12 protein-coding genes are annotated in these 12096 nt (G+C 60.1%); 4 read left to right on the top strand and 8 right to left on the bottom strand.

Translation table 11 applies throughout. The annotated features are described in order from the left end of the window. Positions 1-2 precede the first annotated feature (2 nt). The 5 genes from FIV46_RS12580 to FIV46_RS12560 are packed head-to-tail and all read right to left on the bottom strand — an operon-like array spanning position 3 to position 4616. Positions 3-899 (bottom strand): amidohydrolase family protein, encoded by an 897-nt coding sequence (locus tag FIV46_RS12580; RefSeq protein WP_139941283.1) that lies wholly within the window; start codon positions 897-899, stop codon positions 3-5. Next, on the bottom strand, positions 896-1918 hold the full coding sequence (locus tag FIV46_RS12575) for an amidohydrolase family protein (protein WP_181163242.1): 1023 nt from the start codon (positions 1916-1918) through the stop codon (positions 896-898). Before FIV46_RS12575 ends, FIV46_RS12580 begins: the two co-directional genes overlap by 4 nt. Before the next feature lie 15 nt (positions 1919-1933). Then, the gene (locus tag FIV46_RS12570; RefSeq protein WP_139941281.1) at positions 1934-2812 is read right to left on the bottom strand and encodes a DUF1932 domain-containing protein; all 879 of its coding nucleotides are present in this window, start codon (positions 2810-2812) and stop codon (positions 1934-1936) included. Next, positions 2809-3903, bottom strand: coding sequence for a 4-oxalomesaconate tautomerase (locus FIV46_RS12565; protein WP_139941280.1), 1095 nt, complete (start codon positions 3901-3903; stop codon positions 2809-2811). The genes FIV46_RS12570 and FIV46_RS12565 overlap by 4 nt, the downstream gene beginning before the upstream one ends. A 5-nt stretch (positions 3904-3908) precedes the next feature. Next, a complete protein-coding gene (locus FIV46_RS12560) occupies positions 3909-4616 on the bottom strand; it encodes a 4-carboxy-4-hydroxy-2-oxoadipate aldolase/oxaloacetate decarboxylase (RefSeq protein ID WP_139941279.1) in 708 nt (235 codons plus the stop codon). 147 nt (positions 4617-4763) lie between these two features. On the opposite strand from FIV46_RS12560, the gene FIV46_RS12555 reads away from it, so the two are divergent. Continuing rightward, positions 4764-6044: a LysR family transcriptional regulator gene (locus FIV46_RS12555; protein ID WP_139941278.1), complete on the top strand. Its 1281-nt coding sequence runs from the start codon at positions 4764-4766 to the stop codon at positions 6042-6044. 43 nt (positions 6045-6087) lie between these two features. Here FIV46_RS12555 and pobA read toward each other — a convergent pair whose 3' ends face one another. Continuing rightward, positions 6088-7263, bottom strand: coding sequence for a 4-hydroxybenzoate 3-monooxygenase (gene pobA / locus FIV46_RS12550; RefSeq protein WP_139941277.1), 1176 nt, complete (start codon positions 7261-7263; stop codon positions 6088-6090). 124 nt (positions 7264-7387) lie between these two features. Between pobA and FIV46_RS12545 the strand changes: the two genes are divergently transcribed. Further along, complete coding sequence (locus FIV46_RS12545; protein WP_139941276.1) at positions 7388-8305, top strand: helix-turn-helix domain-containing protein; 918 nt, start codon at positions 7388-7390, stop codon at positions 8303-8305. Between the two features lie 7 nt (positions 8306-8312). Here the strand turns inward: FIV46_RS12545 and FIV46_RS12540 are convergent, their stop codons facing one another. After that, complete coding sequence (locus FIV46_RS12540; protein ID WP_139941275.1) at positions 8313-8810, bottom strand: cupin domain-containing protein; 498 nt, start codon at positions 8808-8810, stop codon at positions 8313-8315. Next, positions 8807-9781 carry a fumarylacetoacetate hydrolase family protein gene (locus FIV46_RS12535; RefSeq protein WP_139941274.1) on the bottom strand — a complete coding sequence of 325 codons (975 nt, stop codon included), beginning with the start codon at positions 9779-9781 and terminating at the stop codon, positions 8807-8809. Before FIV46_RS12535 ends, FIV46_RS12540 begins: the two co-directional genes overlap by 4 nt. A 227-nt stretch (positions 9782-10008) precedes the next feature. Between FIV46_RS12535 and hisD the strand changes: the two genes are divergently transcribed. Both hisD and FIV46_RS12525 read left to right on the top strand, forming a co-directional pair. Further along, on the top strand, positions 10009-11322 hold the full coding sequence (gene hisD / locus FIV46_RS12530) for a histidinol dehydrogenase (protein WP_139941273.1): 1314 nt from the start codon (positions 10009-10011) through the stop codon (positions 11320-11322). Next, on the top strand, positions 11322-12089 hold the full coding sequence (locus FIV46_RS12525) for an SDR family NAD(P)-dependent oxidoreductase (RefSeq protein WP_139941272.1): 768 nt from the start codon (positions 11322-11324) through the stop codon (positions 12087-12089). The genes hisD and FIV46_RS12525 overlap by 1 nt, the downstream gene beginning before the upstream one ends. The last annotated feature ends 7 nt before the right edge of the window (positions 12090-12096 follow it).

Here is a 12096-nt window from a genome sequence, read left to right as displayed (position 1 = left end):
GGTTACATCTCCTCAGGCCAGTAAAGTCGCATGGGGTTGTCGACCAGCAGCTTCTGCTGCAGCTCTTCAGTCGGGGCAATATGCGGAATCACATCCACAAGCCATGCATCATCGGGCATATGTGTTTTCAGGTTCGGATGGGGCCAGTCGGTGCCCCACAGGACGCGGTCCGGGAATTCCTCCACCACGCGGCGGGCAAAGGGCACCACATCGCTGTAATGCGGCGGGCCTTCCACAGACAGCCGTTCCGGGCAGGACACCTTGGACCAGAAATTCTCGTTCTCGCGCATCAGCTTCAAAAACAGCTCGAATTCGGGCCCGTCCACCGGCTTGGTGACATCGGGGCGTCCCATATGGTCCACCACCACCGTGGTCGGCAGGGAGGCGAAAAAGTCATAGAGTTCCAGCAGCTCCTGGGCCTCGAAATAAATGACAATGTGCCAGCCCAGCGGCTTGATGCGCTCGGCAATTTCCATCAGCGGTTCCCGCGGCAGGGCATCGACCAGGCGCTTTACGAAATTGAAGCGTACCCCCATCACTCCGGCTTCCTTCAGCGCCAGCAGTTCCTCGTCGGTAACGGAAGGCTTGACTGAGGCCACGCCTTTAGCCTTGCCGCCGGAATGGGCGATGGCATCCACCAGGGCCCGGTTGTCGGCGCCGTGGCAGGTCGCCTGCACGATCACATTGCGGGAGAAGCCGAGATGGTCGCGCAGGGCAAACAGCTGGTCCTTGGAGGCATCGCAAGGGGTATATTTCCGCTCCGGCGCGAAGGGGAATTCGTCACCCGGCCCGAACACATGGCAATGGGCGTCGACCGCCCCCGGCGGCGGGGTAAACTTCGGCTTGGTCGGATTCTGGAACCAGTCCAGCCAGCCCGGCGTCTTCTCAAATTTACTCATTTGCCTCTCTTTTTCAGCAGCGCATCGAGACGCGGGTAAACCCGGCGGGCATTGCCCTCGAATACCTTGTAGCGGTCTTCATCGCTGAGATTCAGGTTGTCCAGATACCGTTTGGTATCGTCGAAATAGTTACCGGTCTGCGGATCGATGCCGCGCACGGCGCCGACCATTTCAGAGCCGAACATGATGTTGTCGATATCGATCACGTCGAACAGCAGGTCGATGCCCGGCTGGTGATAGACGCAGGTATCGAAATAGATGTTTTTCATCACATGTTCGTCCAGCGGCGGCTGTTTCAGCATGTCGGCCAGGCCCCGGTAGCGACCCCAGTGATAGGGCACGGCGCCGCCGCCATGCGGAATGACGAATTTCAGGTCCGGGAAGTCCTTGAACAGGTTACCCTGCAGGAACTGCATGAAGGCGTTGGTGTCGGCGGCAATATAATAGGACCCGGTGGCGTGGAAGGTGGGGTTGCAGGACCCGGACACATGGACCATGGCCGGCACGCCCAGTTCCACCATTTTCTCATACATGGGGTACCAGTAACGGTCGGTCAGCGGCGGCGCCGTCCAGTGGCCGCCGGACGGGTCCGGATTCAGGTTGCAGCCGACGAAATCCAGCTCGGTGACACAACGCTCCAACTCGGCAATACAGTTGTCCAGCGGTGCGCCCGGGAACTGCGGCAGCTGGCACACGCCGATGAAGGTATCGGGGAACAGCTGGGTCACCCGGTGGATCAGATTGTTACAGGCGATGGACCAGTCCCTGGAAATCTCCGGATCGCCCACATGGGGCTCCATCCGGCTGGCCCGCGGGCTGAACAGGGTGAGGTCGGCGCCGCGCTCCTTGACCAGTTTCAGCTGGTTGGCTTCAATACCCTCACGGATTTCATCATCGCTCATCTCCGGCTGCAGCGGCTTGGGCAGGCGGGAATCCTTAAAGGCGGCCAACTGGGCCTCGCGATAGTCGAGATGGGCCTGGGGCACAATGGTCTGGTGACCGTGGCAATCAATAATCAGCATGGCAGTTTCTCCTCACTGCAAATCTATTTTCATTATGGCGTCAAGCATGTCCGCCAGGTCTTCTTCCTTGAGGGCGTCCTTCCTGAGGGCCGCCCAGTCATGTCTTTCGGCGCTTGCCGTACTCATCAGCGGAACAATGCCCGCCTCCTCAACTGTGCGCGCCACTTCGCGCATTTCCTCTGCCCGGCGCTTGCCGTGCTCCAGCGACCGGGAAATCATATAGCGGGACAGTTTCTGCCAGTCCGGGCCCGGGAACAGGTCATTGAGCGACGTCACCACCGTGTCCTCGACCCCGTAATGCCGGGCCGACAACAGGGATTCGGTGAGGATCGCCTCGACCCCCTTGACCACGACGCTGCGGCACATTTTTGCCGCCGACGCCTTGCCGTATTCGTCGGAAAACAGCCGCATGCCGGCAAAGCCCAGGTCCCGGGCCAGCGGCTCGAACAGGGCCGCATGGGGACCGCCGAGCAGGATACTGGTGGCAATCCGCTTGGGACCGATCGGCGACATCACCGCCGCCTCCACATACTTTCCCCCGGCGTCATTGATCAGTTTCGCCGCTTCCCGCTTCATGCCGGGTGACGCGCTGTTCATATCCACATACCAGGTGCCGGGTTCAATTCCCGCCGCCACCGACCGGGCGGCATTGACGGTTTCCGCCGCCGTGACCGCAGAGATCACCAGGTCCGCACCCAGCACGGCATCCACGGCACTCATGCCGCCGGTGACAGCGAACTGTTTCAGGCCGCAGCTCGGAATGCTGTCAGCGTCATCAAACTTAATGTCCCAGGCGCTGAGGGTGACACCGCCCGCCTCCAGCAGGTCCTCGGCCAGGGTCTGGCCCACTTCGCCGAAGCCGAGCAGGCAGATTTTATCAATCTCGCTCATTGTCCGCTCCACACCTTACCCGGAATATAGACCTCGCCGCGCATCAGCTTGCGGGCGGTGCGCAACAGGGCGGAGCGTTTGACGTCCACTTGGCCGTCATTGACCTCCACATCCATATCGACAGTGAAAAATCCGGTCGGATGCTCCACCTCGAGCCGCTGCGCCCCGTCAGACGACGCCGGCAGTTCGGCAATCCCGTCCGCCACGGAGCCCGGCAAAACACAGCCGGTGGCGACGCTGACCGCGCCCAACACGCCGATGGCTTCGTGGACCCGGTGCGGAATGAAGCTGCGGGTAGAGACCACGCCGCCATTTTGCGGCGGGGAAATCAGGGTCATCTTCGGCACCGTCTTGGATTTCACATCACCCAGGTTCATTTTCGGGCCGATCTCGAGCCGGATGCTTTCGATCCGCTCCTTCAGTTCCGCATTGGCTTCCAGCTCTTCCGGCCGTTCCAAACCGCTGAGGCCGAAATCAGACGCTTTGAGCAACACCACCGGCATGCCGTTGTCAATGCAGGTCAGTTCGACTCCCTGCACCTCGTCGACGATATTGCCGGTCGGCAACAGCGCGCCACAGGAGGAGCCGGCCACATCGAGGAAATCCATCGGGATCGCCGCCGCCGTCCCCGGCACACCGTCAATACGGGCAGTCCCTTCATATTCCACCTGGCCACCGGGCGTTGGCACATGAGCCACCGCGATACTGCCGGTATTGACCATGTGAATGCGCACCGGTGTGGTACCGTCCTGCGCGTCTACAAATCCGTTTTCAATGGCCCAGGGACCGACCCCGGCGAGGATATTGCCGCAGTTCTGGCTGTCGCTCACTTCCGCCTTGTCGACCACCACCTGCAGGAACAGATAGTCCACATCGGCATCCTCGCGCGCCGAAGCGGAGATCACCGCCACCTTGCTGGTCAGCGGATGGGCGCCGCCCACCCCGTCAATCTGGCGCACGTCGGGAGATCCCATCGCGGCGAGCAATACCCGGTTGCGGGTTTCCTCGTCAGCGGGCAGGTCTTTCCTGTCGAAATAAAGGCCCTTCGATGTCCCGCCGCGCATCAAAGTGGCCGGAATAGCGGTCAGCATCGGACTTATCCTCGCTCTTTGAGATAGTCTTCCTGGTCGATATATTTCAGACCCTTTTCTTCCAGGCGCGGGCGCATGTTGTAAATGTCGAGCCCCAGCACGCCGGCCGCCAGTTTCTCGCGCTTTTCCTCTTCATTGGCTTCACGCTTGCGGGATTTCTCCAGCACATCAGCCGCTTCAGCGCGCTCGACCACAACAACGCCGTCATCGTCGGCAATGATCAGGTCGCCCGGATTGATATGGGCGCCGGCACAGACCACCGGCACATTGACGCTGCCGAGTGTTTCCTTGACCGTACCCTGGGAGAAAATGCATTTGGACCACACCGGGAAGCCCATCTCTTCAAGGTCCTTGGTATCGCGCACCCCGGCATCGATCACCAGACCCAGCACGCCGCGCGCCTTGAGGCTGGTGGCCAGCAGGTCGCCGAAATAGCCGGCGTCGGAAAAGGACGTCGGCGCCAACACCAGGATGTCGCCCGGCTGGCACTGTTCCACCGCCACATGGATCATCCAGTTGTCGCACGGCGGCGCACTGATGGTTACCGCCGTACCGGCGATATAGGCGCCCCGGTAAATGGGATTGATATTCGGCGCCAGCAGCCCCTTGCGGCCCTGTGCCTCATGCACGGTGGCGACACCGTATTTTCCTTTCTGGAAGGCCTCAACAACCGATTTCTCGGTGCGTTTGATGTTTGTGACAACGACTCCCATAGAACCCTCTATCTATAAAATATGATTGGAATGGCCGGAGTCTCTCACCTCCGGTCACGGATAGCCAATAGATAATTGTATTTATCCATAAAAAAATGCTAAAGGTATGTGTATCTGACGAGTTTTGATGAGCAAAATAAAGACGGAATGAAAGAGTTACCGAAAAAGCCGGCGAAATCGATTCCAAACCTGCGCCATATAAGGGCCTTCGGATTCCTGGCGGAAGGAAAAACCCTGACGGCAACGGCAGACGAGATCGGTTTGTCGCAACCTGCCGTAACCCAAGGTTTAAGTAATCTGGAGAAATATTTCGATGCCGACCTCTGCCTTCGCCAAAGGAACGGAACCTTTCTCACCGACAGTGGCGAAATTCTGAAAAAACGCGTGCGACGAGTCTTCGAACTACTGTCCGAAGCGATCAGTGAACTGCCGGGGCTTGACCGCAAGGAGCGGGTCCGGGTAGAGCGCACCATAACCTCCTCCCAGCTTCAGGCGCTGATCGCCATTACCGAATACAGCAGCTTCTCCGCCGGCGCCCGCGCCACCGGCATTGCCGTGCCCACCATCCACCGGGCGGCCCGGGACCTGGAACGTGTGGTTGGCCAGACATTTTTTGAACAGACCAGCTTCGGGGTGCGCCCGACCAAGATCGCCGCCCGCTTTGCCGGGAAGGTACAACTTGCCTTCTCGGAACTGGACCAGGCCCGCTCGGAAATTGCCACCCTGCAGGGCACCGGCACCGGAAATATCACCGTCGGTGCCATGCCGCTGGCCCGCAGCCATCTTGCCCCCCAAGCCATCAGCCTGTTTTGCCGGGAGAACCGGGGCTATCGGGTCTCCATTGTGGAGGGACCGTTCGAAACCCTGCTGCATGACCTGAAACGCGGTGCTATCGATTTCCTGATCGGGGCCGCCCGCCGGGATCTGACCGCACAGGGCGTGGTCCAGACTCACCTGTTCGACGACCCGCTGTCGCTACTGATGCGCCCGGAACACCCCCTGGCCCAGGTCCCGGACCTGACCGTCGACCAGCTGAGGAAATATCCCTGGGTCGCCCCGCGCATTGATTCCCCGCTCCGCCAGCATTTCGACGCCATGTTCGAGGAGGAGGGCCTCAATCCGCCCGACGACATTGTGGAATGCAACAGCTTGAGTGCCTCCCGGGTGATGCTGATGGATGATGACCGGCTGATGCTGCTGTCCGATGCCCAGGCAAGGTACGAGTTGCAGACCGGGCTTCTGTTGTCGCGGCACCTGGCCAACCGGGAGGAAACCGAGCGTCCGATCATGCTGTTTACCCGCGAGGACTGGCATCCCACCTTTGCCCAGCAAAAACTGGTGGACATCATCCGCCGCCTGGCCCTGGAAGAACCGCAAAAAGAAACGCGGCCCCCGGGGGGAGGGTCCCGGGAACCGCAGTCTACTTAAGGGAGGCTGGCTTAAGGGAGTAAGCCTTACTCATAGGCCCTACTTACTCATAAGGAAGACCAACATAGTTTTCCGCCAGTGACGTCATCGCCGCCTGGGAGCCGAACAGATAATCAAGTTCCGCATCCTGCATGCGGCTGCCGAAGCCGCCGGTCTCCGGGAAGTTGTGCAAAAGCGACGTCATCCACCAGGAGAAACGCTCCGCCATCCACACCCGGCGCAGCGCCTTGCCGGCATAGGCATCAAGACCGGCCATGCTGCCGTTCTTGTAGAAATCGATCAGACCGCGGGACAGGAAATAGATATCAGAAGCCGCCAGGTTCAGGCCCTTGGCGCCGGTCGGCGGCACGATATGGGCCGCATCCCCGGCCAGGAACAACCGGCCGTGGCGCATGGTTTCACAAACAAAACTGCGCAACGGGGCAATGCTCTTTTCAATGGATGGGCCGGTTTCCAGAGTGTCAGCGACATTCTCCGGCAGGCGGCGTTTGAGCTCGTCCCAGAAACGATCATCAGACCAGTCCTCGACCTTGTCGTCGAGCGAACACTGGATATAGTGGCGGCTCAGTTTTTCATGGCGCATGCTGCACAGGGCGAAACCGCGTTCGTGCCGGGTATAGATCAATTCGTCGGAGGCCGGTCTGGTCTCGGACATGATGCCGAGCCAGCCGAAGGGGTAAACCTTCTCGAATGTCTTCAGCAGGTTGGCCGGGATGGACTTGCGGCTGGCGCCGTGATAGCCGTCGCAGCCGGCGACAAAATCACAGGTCAGGGTATAGTCCCGGCCGTCCTTTTTATAGTGGATGACAGGATTGTCGGTTTCCGCCCCTTCAACACCGGTAACTTCCGCTTCCTCGATGATGGTGCCGCCGGCCGCCTTGCGGGCCTCGATCAGGTCGCGGGTGATTTCGGTCTGGCCGTAAACCATCACGCCGGTGCCGCCGGTCAGGCCCTTGAGGTCAACCCTATGGGTCGCGCCACGGAAGGCGATTTCGAACCCGTCATGGGGAAAGCCTTCCTTGTCCATCCGCTGATGAACCTCGGCCTCATGGAGAAGGTCCACACAGCCCTGTTCCAGCACACCGGCGCGAATCCGGGTCAACACATAGTCCAGGGTCTTGCGTTCCAGGACCACGCTCTCGATGCCCTGCAGATGCAGGAGCTGGGACAAAATAAGGCCGGAAGGACCGGCGCCGATAATTCCAACCTGAGTTTTCATGCTTATGCCTTCCCTGATATGCAGATGCGGGGAGTGCACCTTACTGGGTGCCCGCTGTTTCATTGAACGATCCATATAATAGGCAATACCAGCCATCGCTGGAATGGACAGGGATGACTAAAAATTGTATATATCGAACATGATCAGCAACAGCGAGACCGAGATGGAGACGATCCCCAATTTTGTCCTCTACGGGGAACAGAGGCAGGACCTGTTCCCGGACTATCTGCATATAGAGTCGATCCGGGCCCGCAGTCTCAGTTATGGCTGGAAGTTCCGTCCCCACCGGCATCATAATCTGCACCAGTTGTTTTTGATTGAAAAAGGCGGGGGACGCGCCGTCATGGAAGAAATGCAACATCCCCTGCTGGACGGCACCCTGATCGTGATGCCGCCCATGGCGGTGCATGGTTTTGAATTTTTGCCTGATACCGAAGGCTGGGTGCTGACCATTCCCACGCCCTATGTAGACCGGATCCTGGAGGAAGAACCCCGTCTGCCCGACTATCTGGCGGAAACCCGGCTGATCCAGCTGCCAAACCGGGAAACGGCAAACAGTTTTGCCAGTATTTTCAAAACCATTGCCGGCGAGCATGCCGCCAGCACCCCGGCCCGGCGGCTGGTGCTGCGCAGCCTCGTTACCCTGCTGGTGGCGGAAATTTTCCGGCTCAATCCTGACAGCGCAGAGCAAAAGCGGGACGCCGCCAGCCAGAAACAGCTGCTGCTGCGCAGGTTCCAGACCTTGATCGAGGAAAATTTTCGCCAGCGCTGGCCGGTCAGCCGCTATGCGGACGAACTGGGTATCACCGCCACCCACCTGAGCCGAATCTGCCGGCAGTTGTTAGAGGTGCCGGCGTCGGAGCTGACCACAGAACGTGGCCTGCTCGAAGCCAAAAGACTGTTGATCTATACCTCTCTCAGTATCGCCGAAATCGGCTATGACCTGGGGTTTGCCGACCCCGCCCATTTCTCCAAATTCTTCCGGGAAAATACCGGGCAGAAACCGTCAGACTTCCGCCAGGCCTTCACCCGGCGCGCCTGACCGGACGTCAGGGGTGAACCTCGGGCAGTTCCTCACCACCCACTTTGGCCGCTGAGGCCTCAATCAGGATAAAAGCGATGCGGCAGGTTTCCGTCTGGCTGGGGTTACGCCACAGATGCATGGTGCCGCGCTGGACAATGATATCGCCGGGGCCGAGGCGTTTGACTTCGCCGCTGTCCAGTTCCAGCTCCACCTCGCCGGACAGGACAATGCCATAGTCCACGGAATTGGTCCGGTGCATGGGCGATTCCTCACCCGGGAACATATCCACGGTGCGAATGACCGAGCCGCCGGTCAGCGTCGTGCCCGCCTCGCGTTCGCGGCCGTCGGTCTCGTCATTATTGTCGGCCGGCACCGTCGCCGTGGTCCAGATCAGAGCCATGGCGGCGTCGCCGCTGGGCACCACAATAGGGTCGAAATTATCGTCACCACGAAAGATGGCCTTGCCGTCTGCATTATGACCGGTGACGACCCGGCGCACGGATCCTTTGGTTTCCTTTGTCATGCCTTGATCACCTTCTGCTCCAGGACGCCGAAGGGCGCGTCATCATCTTTGGTCACAGCCGCCATGCGCACAGTATCGCCGAATTTCATGAAATCGGTCCTGGGCTCGCCCTCATCGACGATTTCGATGCCACGGCGCTCGGCAATGCAGGAGGAGCCCACTTCCCGGAAGTTGGCATTGGACACGGTACCGGAACCGATCACCGTACCGGCACAGAGGGTGCGGCTGTAGGCGGCATGGGCGACCAGTTCATGGAAACCGAAGTCCATGGCATCGCCGTTGGCCTTGCCGAACCGCTTATCGTTCCAGTCCACCGCCAGGTCCAGGGTGATGCGGCCGTTTTTCCAATAGTCGCTCAGCTCATCAGGCGTAATGGCGAAGGGTGCCATACCACACGGCGGCTTGGCCTGGATCCAGCCGAAGCCGGTTTTCATTTCCCGCCCCGCAAGCGCCCGCAACGACCAGTCGTTAATCTGCACCAGTAATTTGATATGCCCCATGCAGTCTTCCGGGGACCTCCCCGCCGGCACTTCGTCGACAATCATGCCGAACTCGCCCTCGAAATCGATGCCGTCGCTTTCCCGGAGGAAGGGCACCTCCTCCCGCGGTCCGTAGAAGGTGTTGGACACACCCTGGTACATCAGCGGATGGCCGCCGGAATCCACCTCAACCCCGATCACCTGGTCCATCAGTTCACCATGGCTGGGATAGGCAGAGCCATCGAGCCACTGCCAGGCCCGCGGCAGGGGGGCGGCAAGGCGCTTGACATCCAGCACCTCCTGGCCGTCTGCCGAGCCCTGTTCCACCCGGGCGGAAAGTTCCTGGAGCCGGCCTTCAGCCTCTGCCCAGTTTTCAATCGCGTCCTGCAGCGTTGCTGCAATGCCTTTGGCCGGTGCAAAGGTAGTGCCGCCGCGGGAGACCACAACCAATGTGCCGTCCCGGCCGCCGTCAGCCAATGTTGCCAGTTTCATTACTCATTCCCTTGTATTTATGCATAAATTTGACAGCCTATTTAGGACCATTATACCCCCGCTAGTCAAAAGCATCAGATGGATTTCACCTATCCATGTTTTGAATTTGATCTCCCTGGTGGCTGGCCGTAGTTTGGAGCCATGATCTTATCAATTTTGGAACGGCAGGGCCACCGCCAGGAATCGCGTGTGCTGCCGCTTTACCAGTAACAGAAGGAGCAGCCAGCATGGCACAATGGCTTAAACGGGGTGCAACGGTAGAAGTTCGGGCCGAAACCGACCGCAAGGTGCGGGACGTTGTCGAGAGTACCCTTGCCGATATTGAAAAGCGCGGTGACGAAGCCGTCCGCGAACTGTCCGTCAAATTCGATTACTGGGACCGGGACAGCTACCTGCTGACCAAGCAGGAAATCCAGGACTGCATCGATACCCTTTCCGAACAGGACCTGAAGGACATCGAATTCGCCCAGACCCAGGTACGCAACTTCGCCCAGATCCAGAAAGAGGCACTGAAGGATGTGGAGGTGGAAACCCTGCCCGGCGTGATCCTCGGCCACAAGAATATTCCGGTCAATGCCGCCGGCTGTTACGTGCCGGGCGGCAAATACCCGCTGCTCGCCTCGGCCCATATGTCCGTGCTGACCGCCAAGGTGGCCGGCGTGCCGCGCATTGTCACCTGCGCCCCGCCGTTCCAGGGCAAACCGGCCCCGGCCATTGTCGCCGCCCAGGCCTTGGCCGGCGCCGATGAAATCTATGCCCTCGGTGGCATCCAGGCGGTAGGCGCCATGGCGCTCGGCACCCAGACCATCGATCCGGTGGATATGCTGGTCGGTCCGGGCAACGCCTTTGTCGCCGAAGCCAAGCGGCAGTTGTTCGGACGGGTCGGCATCGACCTGTTTGCCGGCCCCACCGAAACCCTGGTGATTGCCGACGACAGCGTCGACGGCGAACTGTGCGCCACCGACCTCCTCGGCCAGGTGGAGCATGGTCCGGACAGCCCGGGTGTGCTGCTGACCACGTCTGAAGCGCTGGCGCGCGAGACCATGAAAGAGATCGACCGCCTGCTCGAAGTGCTGCCGACCGCAGCCATCGCCCGCCAGGCCTGGGAGACGTTCGGGGAAGTCATCGTTGCCGACTCTGATGAGGAAATGGTACAAATTGCGGACGAGATTGCTTCGGAGCATGTACAGGTGATGACCAGAGACCCCGATTATTTCCTCAATAACATGACCAACTATGGCGCCCTGTTCCTGGGCCCGCGCACCAATGTGAGCTACGGCGACAAGGTGATCGGCACCAACCATACCCTGCCCACCAAAAAAGCGGCCCGCTACACCGGCGGCCTGTGGGTCGGCAAATTCATCAAGACCTGCACCTACCAGAAGGTGGTCACGGACGAGGCCTCGGCCATGGTCGGGGAATATTGCTCCCGGCTCTGCGCCCTGGAAGGCTTTGCCGGTCATGGCGAGCAGGCCAACATCCGCGTGCGCCGCTATGGTGGCCGCAATGTACCCTATGCCGGAAAGGCAGAAGCAAGCTGATGGCGGATTTGCCCAAAAATCCGGGCTTTCGCCTGGACGGCAAACGGGCGCTGGTCACCGGCGCCAGCAAGGGAATCGGATTTGCCGCAGCGGTGGCGCTGGCTGACGCCGGAGCCGCTGTCACTTTGGTGGCCCGCTCCGCAGCGGAAACCGGGGACGCCGCGGCAGCCATCTGCGAGGCCGGCAATGCGGCCGAAGCCGCTGTGCTCGATGTTTCCGACCTGGACGCGGTAAAATGGTTTTTTGACCACCGTCCCGCCTTTCATATCCTGGTCAACAATGTGGGCACCAACCGGCCCAAGCCGATGACAGAGGTCAGCGAAGAGGATTATGACGCGGTCCTCGACCTTAATGTCAAAAGCGCCTTCTTTGTCGCCCAGGGGGCGGTCCGGCGCATGATCGATGAACAGATTTCAGGGTCGCTGATCCATATGGGCTCGCAGATGGGTCATGTGGGCGGGCCGAACCGTTCGCTCTATTGCGCCTCCAAATGGGCGCTCGAGGGCATGAACAAATCATTCGCGCTTGATCTCGCGAAATACAATATCCGGTCCAACACCATCGCCCCGACATTCATTGAAACCCCGCTCACCAAACCCTTTTTCGAAGACGCCGCCTTCAAGGCCAGCGTGCTGGAAAAGATCAAGCTCGGCCGCATCGGCCAGGTGGAAGACCTGATGGGCGCGGTTGTGTTCCTGGCGTCAGAGGCGTCGGCCCTGATGACCGGCAGCAGCCTGGTGGTGGACGGCGGCTGGACCGCAGACTAAACAAGAA

The sequence above is a fragment of the Emcibacter nanhaiensis genome, from assembly GCF_006385175.1.
GTDB classification, from domain to species: domain Bacteria; phylum Pseudomonadota; class Alphaproteobacteria; order Sphingomonadales; family Emcibacteraceae; genus Emcibacter; species Emcibacter nanhaiensis.
This window is presented reverse-complemented; position numbering and strand designations above follow the sequence as displayed.